Source organism: Butyrivibrio sp. AE3009, from assembly GCF_000420845.1.
In the GTDB taxonomy this organism is placed as follows: Bacteria; Bacillota; Clostridia; order Lachnospirales; family Lachnospiraceae; genus Butyrivibrio.
Map to the genome: position 1 here is coordinate 61,626 of NZ_ATVS01000017.1, position 17,778 is coordinate 79,403.

At 45.9% G+C, this 17,778-nt stretch carries 17 protein-coding genes; 13 read left to right on the top strand and 4 right to left on the bottom strand.

The window, feature by feature from the left end:
- The first annotated feature begins 2 nt into the window (after window positions 1-2).
- Window positions 3-767, top strand: a complete 765-nt coding sequence (locus tag G588_RS0110520; protein ID WP_035788314.1) for a hypothetical protein — start codon at window positions 3-5, stop codon at window positions 765-767.
- Window positions 768-873: 106 nt separating this feature from the next.
- Here G588_RS0110520 and G588_RS0110525 read toward each other — a convergent pair whose 3' ends face one another.
- Window positions 874-4,761 carry a leucine-rich repeat protein gene (locus tag G588_RS0110525; protein ID WP_022778701.1) on the bottom strand — a complete coding sequence of 1,296 codons (3,888 nt, stop codon included), beginning with the start codon at window positions 4,759-4,761 and terminating at the stop codon, window positions 874-876.
- A gap of 146 nt (window positions 4,762-4,907) precedes the next feature.
- On the opposite strand from G588_RS0110525, the gene G588_RS0110530 reads away from it, so the two are divergent.
- Genes G588_RS0110530 through sfsA form a run of 3 tightly spaced genes read left to right on the top strand, consistent with a single transcriptional unit; the run spans window position 4,908 to window position 7,507 of the window.
- Window positions 4,908-5,963: an N-acetylmuramoyl-L-alanine amidase family protein gene (locus G588_RS0110530; protein WP_022778702.1), complete on the top strand. Its 1,056-nt coding sequence runs from the start codon at window positions 4,908-4,910 to the stop codon at window positions 5,961-5,963.
- 20 nt (window positions 5,964-5,983) lie between these two features.
- Window positions 5,984-6,775: a DUF7402 domain-containing protein gene (locus G588_RS0110535; RefSeq protein WP_022778703.1), complete on the top strand. Its 792-nt coding sequence runs from the start codon at window positions 5,984-5,986 to the stop codon at window positions 6,773-6,775.
- A 57-nt stretch (window positions 6,776-6,832) separates the two neighbouring features.
- Window positions 6,833-7,507, top strand: coding sequence for a DNA/RNA nuclease SfsA (sfsA, locus tag G588_RS0110540; RefSeq protein WP_022778704.1), 675 nt, complete (start codon window positions 6,833-6,835; stop codon window positions 7,505-7,507).
- Between the two features lie 17 nt (window positions 7,508-7,524).
- On the opposite strand, the gene G588_RS19900 is transcribed toward sfsA, so the two are convergent.
- Entirely contained in the window at window positions 7,525-8,322 is a 798-nt protein-coding gene (locus G588_RS19900; protein WP_022778705.1) for a hypothetical protein, read from the bottom strand.
- Complete coding sequence (locus tag G588_RS0110550) at window positions 8,309-9,118, bottom strand: hypothetical protein (protein ID WP_022778706.1); 810 nt, start codon at window positions 9,116-9,118, stop codon at window positions 8,309-8,311. Before G588_RS0110550 ends, G588_RS19900 begins: the two co-directional genes overlap by 14 nt.
- 125 nt (window positions 9,119-9,243) lie before the next feature.
- Here G588_RS0110550 and G588_RS22075 point away from each other — a divergent pair, with 125 nt between their 5' ends.
- From G588_RS22075 to G588_RS0110575, 5 genes are all read left to right on the top strand, one after another.
- Complete coding sequence (locus G588_RS22075; protein WP_022778707.1) at window positions 9,244-9,417, top strand: hypothetical protein; 174 nt, start codon at window positions 9,244-9,246, stop codon at window positions 9,415-9,417.
- A 120-nt stretch (window positions 9,418-9,537) separates the two neighbouring features.
- A complete protein-coding gene (gene rbr / locus G588_RS0110560) occupies window positions 9,538-10,101 on the top strand; it encodes a rubrerythrin (RefSeq protein WP_022778708.1) in 564 nt (187 codons plus the stop codon).
- 41 nt (window positions 10,102-10,142) lie between these two features.
- A complete protein-coding gene (locus tag G588_RS0110565) occupies window positions 10,143-10,772 on the top strand; it encodes a flavin reductase (protein WP_026668720.1) in 630 nt (209 codons plus the stop codon).
- Window positions 10,773-10,870: 98 nt separating this feature from the next.
- The gene (locus G588_RS22505) at window positions 10,871-11,047 is read left to right on the top strand and encodes a hypothetical protein (RefSeq protein WP_022778710.1); all 177 of its coding nucleotides are present in this window, start codon (window positions 10,871-10,873) and stop codon (window positions 11,045-11,047) included.
- A gap of 213 nt (window positions 11,048-11,260) precedes the next feature.
- Window positions 11,261-11,680, top strand: coding sequence for an HIT family protein (locus G588_RS0110575; RefSeq protein ID WP_022778711.1), 420 nt, complete (start codon window positions 11,261-11,263; stop codon window positions 11,678-11,680).
- Between the two features lie 3 nt (window positions 11,681-11,683).
- On the opposite strand, the gene G588_RS0110580 is transcribed toward G588_RS0110575, so the two are convergent.
- Window positions 11,684-12,454, bottom strand: a complete 771-nt coding sequence (locus G588_RS0110580) for an HD domain-containing protein (protein WP_022778712.1) — start codon at window positions 12,452-12,454, stop codon at window positions 11,684-11,686.
- Between the two features lie 191 nt (window positions 12,455-12,645).
- Here G588_RS0110580 and G588_RS0110585 point away from each other — a divergent pair, with 191 nt between their 5' ends.
- The 4 genes from G588_RS0110585 to G588_RS0110600 all read left to right on the top strand — a co-directional run bounded on the left by G588_RS0110585 (window position 12,646) and on the right by G588_RS0110600 (window position 17,682).
- Window positions 12,646-14,118, top strand: a complete 1,473-nt coding sequence (locus tag G588_RS0110585) for a methyl-accepting chemotaxis protein (RefSeq protein WP_022778713.1) — start codon at window positions 12,646-12,648, stop codon at window positions 14,116-14,118.
- Window positions 14,119-14,275: 157 nt separating this feature from the next.
- Complete coding sequence (locus G588_RS0110590) at window positions 14,276-15,721, top strand: MATE family efflux transporter (protein WP_022778714.1); 1,446 nt, start codon at window positions 14,276-14,278, stop codon at window positions 15,719-15,721.
- 1 nt (window position 15,722) lies between these two features.
- A complete protein-coding gene (locus G588_RS0110595) occupies window positions 15,723-16,691 on the top strand; it encodes a TIGR01212 family radical SAM protein (RefSeq protein ID WP_022778715.1) in 969 nt (322 codons plus the stop codon).
- Window positions 16,666-17,682 carry a ComEC/Rec2 family competence protein gene (locus G588_RS0110600; RefSeq protein WP_022778716.1) on the top strand — a complete coding sequence of 339 codons (1,017 nt, stop codon included), beginning with the start codon at window positions 16,666-16,668 and terminating at the stop codon, window positions 17,680-17,682. The genes G588_RS0110595 and G588_RS0110600 overlap by 26 nt, the downstream gene beginning before the upstream one ends.
- Window positions 17,683-17,778 lie beyond the last annotated feature (96 nt).

Consider the following 17,778-nt stretch of genomic DNA (forward strand, 5'->3'; position numbering starts at 1 on the left):
TCATGAAAAAAGGATTAGCATATCTTTTAATAACATCTATACTGATAATCATTTCCGGTTGCGGTAGGCAGGAGAACAATGAGGCTACTGAGATGTGGTCAGAACCATTGATCGAAGGCATAGTTGAAGAACCGCCGGAAGATTCGACAGAGACAGAAGATTCGGCGGAAGCAGAAGACCAGGCAACAACACAAGACCAGGCAACAACACAAGACCAGGCAATAACACAGGAACAGAGCCAGACAACAGACCAACCGGAAGTCGAAGACCAGACAAAAACTCCGACAGAACAGCAAACAGAATCCGCGCCGTCCGGCCTTCTAACCACCACCGCCGACCTACAGCTCACCGATACAGATGGCAGCGGCAAAAACTATACTTTCACATATGACGGCGAGGAATTTCGAGCTAAGTACACCACCGATAACTGGAGAATCTTTGATTCCTACAGGATCAACAATGAAAGTGACATGACCATAATCTGTCAGGCCCTGATCGTTGAGCACCCTGTTCATGGCAGCGACATGGAATCCTACAGAACTGCTGATGACATGGTGGATGAGTGGGTCATCCATAACATGGCCTACGCACTTTTGCAGGAGGATGATCCACTGAAATCCCATGCTAAGGACGTAGATTTTGATCCCAAGGATCAGAACAAAAGCTTCGAGGAGTTCTATAAGGACAGAACCGGCAAGGATTTCAATATGAATGATTTGTTTGAACGTATGGCATCTCAGTCAGAAACTCAGAATAACGATAATTAGGATATGGGGGAGAACTAACAATGTCAGAAGATATTTGGGGTAAAGTTATGGATGGTATGACAAAATAACGGCTACGCAGCAATTTGCGCAGCCGTTTTGCTTTAGCTTAATCAGTTATCGTGAAATTGATGTTTATAGTTCCGGTGAAGTTACCCTTTCCGATAACCTGAACTATAGCGTTGCCTTTCTTCGTGTTGTTTTTGTACTTAAGAGTGTAGTCGGTGCCTTTGGCCAGGGTAACAGTTTTTCCTGATGCGAGTTTCATGGTAACTGTCGGCTCAGGCTTAACCCCGCCTTTGACATATTTATAGGATGTGGTCTTAAGTCCTGCAGTAACCTTGCTACTTTCCTGACTGATGTTATAAGCCTTGATCGTGAAGGACTTGGTGAGGCTTCCTGTATATCCTGATACACCCTGGATATACAACTTCGCCTTTCCCTTGCCTGTGTTCCCGGCAAAGTAATAGGTGCAATCGTAATTTCTCTGCTGCTTTCTGGTAAGCATGGCATAATCCGACAGCGGGATCTTCCTAAGGGTTACAGGCGTATCACCTTTCCCGGCGGTGTAGGTCAAGTCAAAGTCCTTGGTGATCTGCGCTCCTGTATATATTTCGGGAGACAAGGATCCGGTAAACTTGGTCTTGGAAAGAGCAGTTCCTGTAATTGTAAATGGAACACGAACAGTACTAAAGAAGTCTCCCTTTCCTGTAATTACCGCATATCCCTTTCCAACATCAATGTTGTCTTCATAAGATATTTCGTAATCAGTGCCCTTAACAAGAGGCTTTTTCTTGTATGTTACTGTTACTTCCGGCTTGATCTCTTTACCTGTATAGGCCTGCTTGCCGATCTTTGCCGATGCTTTGGAGATGAGTATCTTCTTCTGAATATTTACAGATACCTTAATCGCACTGAAGGAATAGTTCTCAGTAGGTCTTATGTAGAAGAAGCTATCACCTTCCGATACGAAGTCGCCATTTTCACCGGTGCCGTAATCATATACGAAGTGCTTGCCTGCCTTAAGAGTAACAAGCTTTCCATCGATATAAGCCTTCATTACGGGCTTTGGCTTATGAGCTTTTTTGTCATAACTATAGTCGTAAGCAGTCTTAGAAACTGCATAACTTGTTATAACCTTAGGCGCGATCTTGAATTCATAAGTCTTCTTCTCTGCCTTGGAATAGGCTCCCTTGAAGGTGACTGTAACTGCTGCAGTACCTGCATTTATGTTTTTGGAGTATTTAAGAGAATACTCTTTGCCTGCATTAAGATTCTTATTGCCATCAAAAACAAGGAGGCTGGAGAGCTTCTGGGCTTTTCCCGTATATTCCAAACGCTGATTCTTATATCTGTCACTTCCGATGATCCAGATACCCTTCGGGATATCATCACCTGTTTTAAATTTCATATAGGATCTGACTTCCTCAGGAATATCCCCCCATACTGAAGGATCAACCGGTTCCGGTTCGGGCTCGGGCTCAGGTTCGGGAGTCTTCTCCCATACCGCATAAACGGTAGTATCTTCTACAATCTCTGTCTTATTCGAAAGAGTAGTAGTACCGTTTTTATCATATGACCAGCCAAGGAAAGTGTAGCCTTCTTTTTTGGGGATATTACTCCACCAGAAGTTAAATGCATACTCAAGAGTGGTACCCTTAACAACACTATAGGGATATACTTTATCTCCATTCTGGAAATCAAAGGCAATACTAACTGAAGGGGTTCTGCAGCTTAAAAAGATCGTGATATTATCAGTTACCGCAGTCTTGGCAAAATCAAAGTCCCAATACTCATACATAGGATTATTTTCACTGTAACGATAACGCCAGGAAACCACGTCATAGTCTTTAAGGAAACCTGAGATGTCAGGTTCCTTGGCAAGCTGGCCGCATTTAACCTTCTGTGAGGGGATGCTGTGCTTTTCGTCATTTCGAATGTTTATGGTCTGGAAAGTTACAGTACATTCCTTGTCAGGGTAGAAGGGGCAAAAGACGGGCTCGTTATCCGACATTCCGATCGCTCCGGGGTATGGATTTCTCCAGGAACGTTTGCTTCCATCGTATTCAACAATGATATTTTTGGGAGCTTTATAAAAAGCATCATTCCTAAAGCTGCCGTTTTTCGGGTATTCACACAGGAATCTTACCTTCTTGAGAGATGCGCAATCGCCGCAGAACCAGTGGCCAATCGAGGTGACGTTTTTACCAATGGTGACGCTGGTAATACCTGTCTCACAAAAAGTAGTGCCGCTAATCTCTGTAATTCCATCAGGAATAACTATGTCGCCTGTAATGTTCTTACAACCATAGAAGGTACCTGCTCCAAGGTGCAGGAGGCCTTTTGGAAGGGAGATTTTTCCCTCAACATTTGTTGATGTAAAAACGCTCTCTCCTATATATGTAAGAGTCTCAGGAAAAGTGATTTTACCGGTTACGTATGGGCGATTGCCGCCGGTAACCTGAAAAGCATTGTCACCAAGGTATTTGAGCTTATTAAAGCCGTTTATCCTGATTCCGCCCGTTTTGCCACTATTGTCAGTGCTAAAGGATACCTCACGGAATGCATAATCGCCGATGTATTCGATATCCTGAGGTATCTCAACTGTGTTTTTTATACAGTAAATGTTACTGAAAGCGTATTTACCGATAACCTTAACTTTGGTCGGAAGGATCAGAGTTTCCATACTTCCGGCGTCGTAAAAGGCGTAGTCACCGATCTCGGTAACAGACTGAGGGATCCTGGAATATGTCGGATGATTGCCGGATGCTTTGTAAAAAGCATAGGCGCCGATTTTGGTCAGGCCTTCGCTCATAGACACATATTTGTAGCTGGCTGAATACCAGGGCGGGAGCATAGTTTCGGAATAGTCCCACATCGCTCCGGTTCCCTTAATATATAAGGTTTTATCTTTGATCTCCCAGGTTAATTTATCTCCGCATTGGGTGGACTTAGGTTCTCCAAGGCAATACCAGGTAACTGAGCTGAAGGCCTTCGACATTGCTGCTCTTGCACTCTCAGACCAGGTGGCGTCATTTCTTGGATAATAGGCTTCTACTGATGTGCGGGAAAATGCGTCATCGGCAAGTTGAGGTGCATTACCGGTAAATTCTACGGTTCTGAGGGCATGGCAGTGATCAAATGCTTCGGAGCCGATTTTTTTCAGATTTTTAGGAAAAACAAGCGACTTTACAATACTCAGACTGGACATGCCGTTTTCCTCAATCTCAGTCAGCGTCTCCGGAAAACTAAAGGACGTAAAGGCGGCACTTGCAAAAACACCTTTTTCCAAAACAGATATCTTGGCTTTTAATATAACGCTGCCTGTTATAGTGGCGTTACAAAATGCATAGGGCTCTATCCTCTTTACCGATTCAGGTATGACAAGATCTCCGGAAAGAAGGAACGAGTCAAAAGCGCTTGTGCCGATTTCCTGTAAGGTTGAAGGCAATTTGAGAGTAATAAAGTTGTCTGCTCCGCTATCGCCGGGTTCATACATAAGATCACAAAGGCAATAGCTGCCGACTCTTGTGATGCCTTCACCGATTATGACGGTCCTGATCATATTTCGATAGCTGTACCAGGGAGCACTTTTCTTGCCGGAATAATCAGCTATTGCGCCGGTTCCTGAAAATGTAAGTGTTTTGGCGGATTCGTTATAGCTCCAGCTTACCGAGCGGCTGTCAGGATAACCGCAGTATCCGCTGCTTACTGAAAGTAATTGATAATCAGTGACTTCCTCGATAGCGTCTTCATTAGCTTCCTCAGAGGCTTCTTCGACTGCTTCCTCAGTATCTTCCTCAGTGATTTCATAATAGATCTCTGAGTCCTCCGATGAGTTTTCATCAGCTTCTTCGATGAACTCTTCTTCAAGTATTTCCTCTGTTTCTGTGGAATTGTCATAGGCATAAGAAACTACAGACGAAGAAAGAACTGTCTGCGTCAAAATGATCGCACACAGCGTAGGAATTAAAAATCCCCGAAATGCTTTTTTCATACTTAAAATCCCCTTTTTATTCAATAAATACCCCGAAATGATAACATTATTCCGAAGAGCATGCAAGAATGCGGGAATGGAAAAAGCCCGTATGTTCAGCTATAATGAGTAGATATAAGTGATGATTAGAAGAAGGGGAGGATATCATGAAAAAAGTATTGTCGATAATTATTACAGTGTTAATGGTATGTGCAGCATATTTCAGCGCACAGCCAATGAAAGTGTCAGCAGCGCCCAAAAACGTGATAGTTGTCATAGATCCGGGCCATGGAGGTACGGGAGAGCGTAATCTTGGAGCACAGTACGGCAGTTTTTCCGAGAAGGATATGACCTTGAAGCTTGGCAATGCCCTTAAGGCGGAGCTTGAGAAATATGATGGCATCACTGTTTACACTACTCGTACCACGGACACTGTGATCTCACTAGAGGACAGGGCAGCATATGCTAAGAGCGTAGGAGCAGACTTCGTGTTCAGCCTTCATTTCAACGCATCCTCAGACCATGAATTCTATGGCTCGGAGGTATGGACTTCAGCTTTTGGCGATTATTACGTGGCAGGTGCAAATTTCGGTAGGCTCGTGACCGCAGAGTGGAATGGCCTTGGCCTTTATCAGAAGGGTGTTAAGACAAGGCTTGGCGCATCAGGAGCTGACTACTACGGAATCATAAGGCAGAGCGTTGCAAGAAATATGCCCTGCGCCATTTTGGAGCATGCGTACCTTGATCATGGCTATGACACGGCACTTCTTAGCGGCAGTGATTTTATAAACAAGCTGGCAGTAGCTGATGCAACAGCTATCGCCAAGTATTTTGGGCTTAGCTCCTCCAAGACGGGAGCTGACTTCTCGAACTTTTCATATACCAGCGTAAAAAAGCCTGCCCTAGTTCCCCGCCAGGACGAGACTGCGCCGGAGACCTGCAGTATCAAGGTTCTTGGCTATGACAAAACAAACGGCAATATTCTTGTAGAGATGACCACCAGGGACAGCCAGAGTCCTGTTATCTACTTTAGCTACAGCTATGACGGCGGCAAGACCTATAGCCTTCTCCAGATGTGGGACAGAACCAAAGACACCCAGTCCTTCAATGTCAAGGTTCCCAGCGGCAGCGTCAACCCCACAATCGTCTGCAGAGCCTACAACAGCTACGAGAAATGTGCTCAGAGCATAGAAGTGCCGGTGGCTGAGGTGTTCAGGTATTAAAAAAGATGCGAGGATGAATCATGAAAATTTCAGTTTATAACGATTGGGACCATATCCCCAAGGCAGAGGCAGCAGGCGCAGAAGAAGCAGTCCTTGCCTGGGACGGAGAATACAGAAAAGGCGACATCATCGAATTTTCGGGGCTGACACCTGATGCTTTCTATGTGGTCAAGGTTGACGCCGCAGTGGATGAGGCCTTCGTATATATCACGCAGGAGACGGTTCTGTTCACAGTGCCTTTTTATGAGAAAAAAACGAGCTACAACCCGCTGGCATTCTTCGGTAACCGCCACGTTGTCACCATCAGGAAGGCCCGTGACTTCGAGATAAATTCATACAGAAACCTGGCACTCAATCCCTTCGACCAGCACGAAGTAAGCGGAGTATATCCACATGCCAGCGCCAATGTGGAGACCAGAGGAGAAGCGGTCTTTGCTGCAAGAAATGCCATCGACGGCTGCATCGCAACCCTTTCCCACGGCGAGTGGCCCTATGAGTCCTGGGGCATCAACAGGCAGGACGATGCGGAGTTTACTTTGGACTTCGGAAGACCCGTGAGCTTTGATGAGATCAGGCTGTACACCAGAGCGGATTTTCCGCATGACAATTGGTGGGTAGAGGCTACCTTCACTTTCTCCGATGGCACGAGCGAAACTGTCCATATGGATAAAAAGGTCGCTGAGCCGCACGTGTTCAAGATTTCCAGAGAAAACATAACCCGGCTGAAACTGGGGAATCTCATCAAAGCAGATGACCCAAGCCCGTTCCCTGCACTGACTCAGATAGAAGTGTACGGACAAAACAGCATCTGAGCGTTAGTCATACATTAACGATACAGACTCGTCGACATCGCACGAATTGGTACAAATATGAAATATAAGAACATCACTCCCGCCAAGTTCATATCCCGCCCCAACCGCTTCATTGCCAACATTGAGCTTGATGGCAAGGAGCTCAGCGTCCATGTCAAAAACACCGGAAGATGCAGGGAACTTCTGATCCCGGGCTGCGAGGTGTATCTGGAGAAGTCTGATAATCCCGAGAGGAAGACTCCCTATGACCTGGTGGCGGTGAAAAAAGATGGCAAGATAATCAACATTGATTCCCAGGCCCCTAACGCAGTGGTAAAAGAATACCTGAACAGCCTTGGGGAATACAGCCTTGTAAAGCCTGAGTACAAATACGGCGATTCCAGAATAGATTTTTACATGGAGAAAGAGCCAGATGCAGCCCCGGACGCAGAGCCTGAGCGCTATCTCATGGAAGTAAAGGGCTGCACGCTGTTCAGAGACGGAGTCGGATATTTCCCCGATGCCCCCACAGAGCGCGGCGCCAAGCACCTCCGGGAGCTTACAGTTGCTGTGAAAAAGGGGTATCATGCCATGATCGCCTTTGTCATCCAGGGCGAAGGGATCTTGGAAGTACGGCCTAACACGGATACCGATCCGGAGTTTGCCAAGGCTTTTTATAAAGCACAAAAGACAGGTGTGGAAGTCGTTTTTTACAAATGCAAGGTCACTGCGGACTCTATTGTAATAGAATAGTCGTCCTTACACCGGGCTTACCATTTGTTTTTTAGTACATCGCCCTTTAGATAGAGGCTTCCCTTAACATTTTCCTGTATCGGAGTAATAAGGTGCTGTTCCTTTAGATAGGCCAGGTTCTGACGTGAGCATTGAAGCTCTTCGCAGCATGCGGCGGTGTCCAGGAGGTTTTTCCGAGAGAAGGTAAGAAGCTCCTTAAAGCTAATTGGCAGCGTTTTTCCGTGCTTGTACAGAACATGCGCGGGTATGTCGATGGAGTCATTGAAGGTGGCACTGTAGCCTCCGCATCCAACTTTTCCGGATTCGAAGAGAAGACTGTTTCGCATTATTTTGGTAATATCTCTTTCGGGAGGACATTTTGCCAAGTCCACCAGTTTCATGGTTTCATCTGCAAAGATGCAGAGCAGACGATTATTATTAAGGACCACCAGATCTTTTAGATTCCGGTGGCTTCTTTTTTCTACAAAAGCTGGAAGTATATCCGTCTTTCGGATATGGTAGTTGTCTTGAGAACAGCGTCCTTCCGAAATCTCCAGCATTTTCATTTCATCATATTCCTTTAGTCTGTGTGTGGACAGAATTGAATTGAGGTTTTGTCTACCGGTAGGGATCAATCTTTCATGGACCCAGAGGAGGCTGATATCTTTTGGAATGGTGAAGATCCCTTTTTTGACATAAGAAGTCAGAAGAAGAGGAGCATTCCATTCATCGAGCCCTTCGCACAGCTCAATAATAAAACTTTTTTCTTTCTCATAATATAGGAGAGCACCTATCAGCAACTCCGGGGATTCATCAATTATTTCAAAGACTTTCATATACCTTCATCCTTTCGGTGATCATTTCCCAGATCTTATCAATAAAAATCTCTGACAGAATATTCTCAAGACCGGAAAAGAGTACATCCTTATCCGATGTTTTCAGCTTCTTTTTTATTAACTTTTGAGGATTCTTGATCAGAGCAAGGTTTTCGTAGCAGGAATGACTTCCGATGAAATTGTTGCAGGGCAAGTTCTTCATGATATCAAAGGCATGGGCTTCATCATCGTCTCTGCAGGAGTACAAAAGTGACAGGCCGTGATCGAATAACGGAGCTATTCTGAGGGTGCGGGCACGGGAATTTCTGAGGATTTCTATGTTAGCGCCATGTCTGTCTCTGTTTAAGAGTAAATAATCAACCAGGATCATTTCGTCAATGTATTTCTGCCAGCCCTGTCTTACGCAGAAATCATAGTGGGACTCTCCGGGAAAAGAGTTGGTTCGATAGTAGTCATCAAGTGCAACCTTGCTTTCTCCCGGCTTTTTGAAATCTTCAGAGGAACACAGCCATGTGTTCAAAACATTGCCTTCTATTTCTATATCTGCATTGATCAACTCATACTCAAGATGTTCGATGCCAAGGATTGTAAGGAGTCTATCTGCAATTATCTCATTGACGCATTCATGACCAACAACACCTTTTACAGGGTCAAAATTCGATAGCTTATAGTATTTTTTTCTGCCCTCAATAGAAGAGGTTGCCTTTAAAAAGTTCCCGGCAGCACCGCTGGAACTGCGTATGTGAGACCAATTAAGGTAGGTAAGGTCCTGCTTGCTTTGTATTATTTTAGCCATTGCTGCATCTCTCTTTCTGGATTTAATTTGACGTGCGTCAAATATATTACAATATAATTATAAATAAATATTTGACGTGCGTCAAATTAAATTAGGATGATTGCGGAGTTAACGCAGATGTTGCCATGCAGGTAGTTGGCGTAGGCTTCATCATCGGCGTTGTACAGGATTCAGTTGAGACAGCACTTAACTCTTCAGGCGATGTAATGTTCGCTGCAACTGCAGAATATGCCAAGTGGAAAAAAGAAGGAAAGTCCCTTCCCACCTTCCTTGGCGGCACCACCAAGACCGACATCTAATTCGGTTGATTAATATATAAATTAACGCTACAATGTGTATAAATATACATGTTGCGGCGTTTTTTTATAAGGTAAAAAGCGTGAAAATGAAGAAGGAAACGAATATAAGGAGGCAGAACTATGGCAGACAACAAATGGAGATGCAGAGCAGAAGACTTAAAAGGTACCGAGACCGAGAAGAACCTTCTGGCAGCCTTTGCCGGAGAATCTGAGGCGAGAAACAAGTATACCTTTTTCGCATCCAAGGCAAAGAAAGAAGGCTATGTTCAGATTTCTAACATTTTTGCCGAGACAGCGGCCAACGAGAAGGAACATGCCGAGATCTGGTACAAGATCCTGACAGGGATCGGAACCACAGTGGACTGCCTCAAGGACGCAGCTGACGGCGAGGCCTATGAGTGGAAGGAAATGTATCCCTCTTTTGCCAAAAAGGCCAGAGAAGAGGGCTTTGATGAGATCGCAGAGCTCTTCGAGGGCGTAGCTGCAATAGAAAAAGAGCATGAGGAGCGTTATCGTAAGCTCCTTAAGAATGTAGAGGACAAGCTGGTATTCTCCCGTGACGGTGACTGCGTATGGCAGTGCAGCAACTGCGGACACATCGTTATCGGCAAGGAAGCTCCTGAGGTGTGCCCGGTCTGCAACCATCCGAGGGACTACTTCCAGCTTAAGGCTGAGAATTACTGAGTAAATATTCATTTTGAAAAGGAGGAACCTGAATGTCAGAGATGAACCCAAAAGCAATGTACAAATTGTCCTATGGTCTCTTCGTATGCACCGCCGTTGTGGGTGATAAGAAGAACGGCTGCATAATAAATACTGCGATCCAGGTGGCATCGGACCCTAACCGCATTTCCATCGCAGTGAACAAGGCCAATTATACCCATGACATGATAAAAGAGTCCCACCGCTGCAATATCTCTGTTATCAGCCAGAAAGCAACCTTTGACATGTTTAAACATTTCGGATTCCAGTCAGGACGAGATGTGGATAAATTCGCAGACACCTCTGCCTTTACCTATAACACCTCAGAGGACGGTGTGCCCTATATCACCAGCGGCACCAACGCTGCGTTTGCCCTTAAGGTGGAGCAGGAGGTAGATCTTGGTTCTCACACTCTTTTCATCTGCGAGCCGCTGGCCATGAGACTTCTGGACGATGCTCCCTCCTGCACCTACGAGTATTATCAGAACAATATCAAGCCCAAGCCCCAGGCAGTCGGTACAACTCCCAAGGGCGAGACCGTATGGCGCTGTACAGTATGCGGCTATGAGTACGTGGGAGAGGAGCTTCCCGATGATTTCGTATGTCCTATCTGCAAACACGGCAAGGACGACTTTGAAAAGATAGTCAGATAGTAAGATGATCAGCTTATATGTCACCTCTTCTTATATGTGATATAATTGAAAAGTAGTCAATAAATAGACTGCATAACAAATATGGGAGAGGTGATTTTATGAGCAGAGTATCAGAGGTAACCAACTTACAGCAGCAGAGAATCAAAGAGATGCAGGAGCGCATGAAGGATGCGAATATGACCGATGACAAGAGAATGCAGCTCATGATTCAGAATATGACACAGACTCTTAACGATATATCCCAGACACTGGCTATTATCGCTGACAAGAAGTGATGATGTAGATAGGGCCGGTTTTTATACCAATGGGGACGGTTCTGTTTGGTAAATTTTGCGAGCAAAATATACCAAACAGAACCGTCCCCATTGGTATAAAAACCGGCCCGTGGTGTAATTTTTTCCACATAATGTTCGTCAATCCGGCTTGAACAAAAACTAAAATGAGTGTTACGCTATTTAATATTAACAATCTAAGGAGAAGTATTTATTATGAAAGACAACAATTGCGGATATTGCGTAGGCGGCGAGCCCCTCGCAAAATTTGGCATCAAGATCTGCGACCTCACTGTAAGCCAGCTCATTCTTTTCAAGGAGCAGAGCCACAAGGGCAGATGCATCGTGGCCTACAAGGATCACGTAAGTGAGATCGTCGATATATCAGATGAGGAGAGAAATGCATTTTTTGCCGATGTGAACAGAGCTGCCAAGGCTATTCACAAGGCATTTAACCCCGACAAGGTTAACTATGGTGCCTATGGCGACACCGGCTGCCACCTCCACATGCACCTTTGTCCCAAGTACAAGGACGAGTTTGAGTGGGGCGGCGTATTCGAGATGAATCCTCAGAAGGTGTTCCTTACTGATGAGGAATATGCTGAGATGATCGAGAAGATCAAAGCTAATCTTTAATTATTAGCTATGAAGAGAATGGAAGGCTTCCAGTTCTTTTCTGGTTTCAATAAGAGCATCTAAGGTAGTGGGATTTTTTGAGGGAAAATTAAACATTTCCTCAAGAAATCCCTGTTCTTTTGCAATCTCCCAGCTCATGGGGTAAACCAGCTCGAAGGTAAGAGCGATGTGACCGATAAGGTGGTCTGCGGGAGTCTTCATAATGTCCCTGAACACGGCAATGTGCTGTCTCACCTGTTCCATTACCGCGCTAGTCACACCGCAGCCTACCATTTCCTCTTTTGACACGTTGTAGATCTCCTCCATGGGTGTTTCCACGTTGACCCTGAGGATATCCACCTTGTCAGCGTCTCGTAGGATATTGCAAAAAACAAGTTCTTTTCCCGTTATATCTTCGCGGATGCGGTATTTGTTGTGCTGCCTTATAACAGTCTCCAGCACCTCATCAAGCGATCTGTCATCGCAGAACCTCTCGATCAACCTCTCTTTTCCGAAAAGAAGATCTGCCCCAAACTCAGCGTGATCCACGGACTTGGAATCAATGAAGGTATTGTATTTGCGAACCTGTTCAAATCGTCCGATGTCATGCAGCATTCCCGATAGCCAGGCAAAATCCGCCTCTTCCTCGGTCAGATGAATGGATCCCGCAATCTTTTCGCAGAAATCAGCAACTCTGTAGGTGTGGGCAATCTTAAGGGCAATCTTTGGGTCCTTGGGATCGTAATTTCTTGTATATTCAGCAAAATGCGTAAGTACTTTTTTTCTATCAATCATAGTTTTTGTTAATCAAAAAATCACTTTTGAATCTCCTTTGTAAGCTTACTCTATGATAACAGAAAATCGGTTCAAGGACATAATTTACGATTTTACGTTTTTTTAATTGGAATTAGACGCGGCAGAGGTTCATAATTAACATAGGACAATAAGCAAATTGTCGTTTTTTCATTGATGCGAAGGAGTTTTTTATGAATCTTGCGGAAAAACACATATATGAGAGAAATAAGCTTGCACTTAAATATGCCCTGGTTATCCAGGCTTTTATAATTGCATCCACTGTGGTCTATGCTGCGGAAAGAGTAGGCTTTATGACCACCACAACGATGCTGATCCCTCAGATCATCGCACTGATGGGCTCCATCTACAGCTATGTAAGATACAGCAAGAGGACCAGAGGCAAATATATCATGATGGCCTGCCTGTGCTTTAGCTATCTTATCGTTATGCTGGGAAATATTCACGTGCCCTACCTGTGGGCCTTTGCTCCGGGCCTTGTTATCATGAGCCTTCTGTACGCGGATAACAAGCTTACGATCATTGTAGGCGCAGTTGTAACCACCATAAATGTAGTTTACCTTCCGCTTTTTTTTACCTATTCGGTAGAAGCTGCGGACAGAAAAAACATGGTGCTTACCGATGCGGTATTTTCCCTGCTGGCAGCTATCATGGGCGCTTTTTATGCAAGGCTCAGCAGCAGGCACAATACAGAGACCGTGGAAGAGATCCAGGCTGCGGCGGACCAGCAGCAAAAGGATGCTGAGGTCATGCTGTCCGTAGGACAACAGATTGCAGCTAAGCTTGAGGATGCCAACGATGCCATGGAGGCCCTTGCGGATAAGGTTACTTCCAGCGCCGAGGCCTCTGAGCAGATATCCCAGTCGGTTACCCTCACTGCAGAGTCCATACAGACCCAGACCGAGATGAATTCCAGCATCACTGAGGCTCTGGATGAGATTGCCCGCCAGGCCGGTGCCATGAGAGAAAATGCCACTGAAGTTACCGATAATATCAACGACGGCAACAAGCTTGTTAAGGATCTTCGGGCTAAATCCGACGAAGCCTCAACTATTAATGCCGAGACCGCGGAGATGACCACCAACCTCCAGCAGTCTGCAGGTACTGTAAAAGAGATTGTTAATACGATCCTGAGTATTTCCGGCCAGACCAACCTCCTTGCCCTCAACGCATCCATCGAGGCCGCAAGAGCCGGAGAAGCAGGTAAAGGCTTCGCTGTTGTTGCGGATGAGATCCGTGCCCTCTCAGAGCATACCAAGGAATCCGCAGAGCAGATAGCCTCCACAATTGATGACCTTATAGGCAAAGTAGATACTGCCTCCAATAATATGCAAAAATCCGTAGAATCCGCCAATCAGCAAGGCGAGCTGATCGCAGAGACGGGTGAGAAGTTTGAAGAAATCCTCACCAAGGTGACAGAGCTTACAGACCGTGCTTCCAGAATCTCCGAAAGTGTTGATGACTGCGTAAATGCCAACACCAAGGTTATGGACGCCATCAGTAACCTCTCCGCAACTTCAGAGGAGGTTGCAGCTTCCGCCCAGTCCAGCATTGAGATAAGTCAGGACTGCGAAAAGGATATGAAGACCACAGAGGACATCCTTCGCAAGATCCTTGAAATCAGCCGCAGCACAAGCAAAAAGTAGGCGGTAGCTGAAATGCAGATGGATACTGATTTAGAGCCAAATTGGGGTCAGACCCCAATTTTGGCTCTTTATTTTGGCATTTTTAATTAAGCTATCTATGGCAGCAGAATCTAAGATATAATCAAAATAGACTTTAACAGAGAATAGGAAAAAGGAAATGAATACGACAACAATAGAGACAGGTAACCGTGATGAGGCAGTTAAGGTCAGACTGACCCTTAAGGAGTGCCTCATTGGTGAGCCTCAGTTTTATAAAAGAGTAGCAATGGTGGTACTTCCCATGATCGTCCAGAACACCTTGAGTAACATAGTGGGACTTCTGGACAACATCATGGTGGGACAGGTGGGAACCCTCTCCATGTCTGCAGTTGCCATCGTCAATCAGATACTTTTCATATTTTACCTGTGCATTTGGGGATCCCTTGCAGGCGCAGGTATATTCAGCACACAGTTTTTTGGAAAAGGAGATTATGAAGGAGTCCGCTATGCCATAAGATTCAAGCTGATAACGGCCCTTACGATCCTGTCTATAGCATTGCTGGTGCTGTACTTCAACTCACAGCGCCTGGTGGGGCTGTATATCTCCGGTGATACTCCGCCTGCTGATGCTGCAACTACGCTTAGCTACGGCATTTCTTACATGAATATCATGCTGATAGGCCTGATCCCATTTAGCCTTACCCAGGTCTACGCCAGCGCCATGAGAGAGTCCGGCAAGACAATTCTTCCTATGCTGGCTGGTATGACAGCTATGCTGGTGAACTTTGTATTCAATGCGCTCCTGATCTTTGGTCTCTTCGGCTTTCCCAAGCTGGGAGTTCTGGGTGCTGCCGTCGCTACGGTCATTTCAAGATTCGTGGAATTTAGCATTGTAGTGACAGGAGCACACAAAAAGAATACGAAATACAGCTTTTTCAAGGGGCTCTACAAGAATTTCAGAATACCCACTCACCTTATCTGGCCCATCATGTCCAGGTCTCTGCCACTTCTTTGCAACGAATTTTTGTGGAGCCTTGGCCAGGCCTTTTTGCTGCAGGCCTATTCTGTCAGAGGAATTGCGGTAATAGCAGCCATGAACATCAGCGGAACTATATCCCAGATCTTCAATGAGGTCTTTTTGTCCATCGGAAACTCAGCGGGAATCGTTGTTGGCCAGGAGCTTGGCGCTGACAGGCTCGTTTCCGCAAGGCGCACAGCCTGGAGAATGGCTGCCCTTAGCTTTCTTAGCACTATTATAATGGGAGGCCTTCTTGCCATTTGCTCGCCTATCATTCCTCAGTTTTACAATATTGAGCCCGACATCAGACAGCTGGCCTCAAGGTATATTCTGGTGGTGGCCTTCGTTATGCCGATCCACTCCTTTGCCCACGTTTCCTATTTCACCTTAAGATCCGGCGGCAAAACCCTTGTGACCTTCCTGTTCGACAGCTGCTTCACCTGGGCAGTTAGCGTTCCTGCGGCATACATCCTCAGCAGATATACCAATATCTACGTGGTCAACGTATTTATGATCGTATGTCTCCTTGACCTTATCAAATGTACCATCGGCTTCATCCTCGTTAAGAGCGGAGTCTGGGTAAGAAACATAGTAAAGGCGGCCTGACATGCCTGTTCGTTTATCAGCTTATTTGAAAAAAGCATATGGCGAAAAAATTTACCGTCTCTCCCTGTCCTCGGGCTGTTCCTGCCCGAACCGGGACGGCACCGTCAAAGGCGCTGACGGAGCACCTTCCTATAGGGGCTGCACTTTCTGCTCAGAGGGCGGCTCCGGGGAATTTGCGGAGGTGGTATACAGTCCTGAAGCAATCTCGCAGCAGCTTGACCGGGCAAAAGAGCGCATTGCGGCAAAGACGGATGCCAGGCGCTTCATCGCCTATTTCCAGTCCTATACCAACACCTACGGCGATCCTGACAGGCTTTTTGCCCTGTACAAAAAGGTAATAGAGCGTGAAGATATCGAGATCCTGTCCATCGGAACAAGGCCCGACTGCCTTGGACCGGAGATTATGGATATGCTGGTAGGACTTAATGCCATTAAGCCTGTCTGGGTTGAACTGGGACTTCAGACCATTCACGAAAGCACCGCAAAGCATATAAACAGAGGATATGAACTGTCTGTTTTTGAAGATGCTTACAAAAGGCTCAAGGAGGCAGGAATAACAGTCATCGTTCACATAATTCTCGGCCTTCCCGGGGAATCAGAGAATGACATGTTGGAAACCGTGCGCTATCTTGCAGCGCTCACACCAACTCTTGATGGCATCAAGCTCCAGAACCTGAACATTCTAAAAGGAACCGTGGTGGCAGAAGAATACGACAGCTACTTGCAAGCTCCCAAGGAGTCTGAGTACCCCTTCCATATCATGTCCATGGAGGAATACACAGACCTTATCGCTAAGTGCCTGAGGCTACTGCCAAAGAGCACCGTTGTCCACAGAATGACCGGTGACGGCCCCAGAAGCATTCTGGTGGAACCACTGTGGGTTACGGATAAGAAAAGGGTAATAAACATGCTTTCAAAAAAGTGCGGAGAGATATTTGAAAAAGATGAAGAAGAGATGGGAAATTACTAACTTCATAAGGCTGGTTATCACATTGACTCTTGTAGTTGTTCTCGGAATGACACTTGTGTCATGCGGTAAAGAAGGCAATGCCACCGGCGAAACAGCAGCTGACGGGGGAAACTTAGAGTCAGTAGCAGCATCCTCAGAAAGCTTATCTCAAGAAACTTCACCTGAGACCCTCAAATCGGAATCAGATAAAAAGAATGGCTCATCCGATACTATTCCTGACATAACTGTCTCGGATAAAGTGCTGACCTTCACAGCCCTCAAAGTCGGAGCAGCAGATGCATTTGTTCTTCGGAGCGCAGATCACGTCACCGTAATAGATACTGCAACAGATAAAAAAGCTGACATACTTGTCAATTACTTAAACAAGCAGGGCGTTACCGGAATCGATGAACTGATAATCACCCATTTTGACAAGGATCACGTCGGTGGAGCAGATCAGATCATCAATTCTTTTGATATCGGAACAATCTACACCACCTACCGCAGTAAAGACTCAGACCAGATTGATGAGTACGATGCTGCCATGAAATTACATGGCCTCACTGAGAATGTGGTAACCTCTGAGCTTAGTTACCAGGTCGGTGACGTGTCTTATACTATCTATCCGCCCCAGTCACCTTCATATCCCGATAAGGAGAGCAACAACTCATCCCTGGTGGTCAAAGTAACTTTCGGCGATAACAGCATCCTCTTTGCCGGCGACGCAGAATCCGCCCGTCTTTCAGAACTTCTTGCTAATTCCGACCTCTCTGCCACAATACTCAAGGTCCCTCACCACGGCCGCTATTGTGACAAGACAGAGGCCTTCATTAAGCGCGTATCACCCACCTATGCTGTCATCACCTCCAGCAAAGGCGAACCCGAGGATCAGCAGACAGTTAATACCCTTGCAGCAAATGGTGCCACCACCTTCCTCACCCGCGACGGCTCCATAACCTTCACTATCACCAAAGACTCCATCGATTACCTCCAATGGCGCAGCCTGGACTGATCCCCGCGATTGCAGATAGTAGGCGCAATTCTACTATGCCTCAACGGCAATATCACAACATACGAATTATCTTCATCTTTTAACCCGAATAGTACT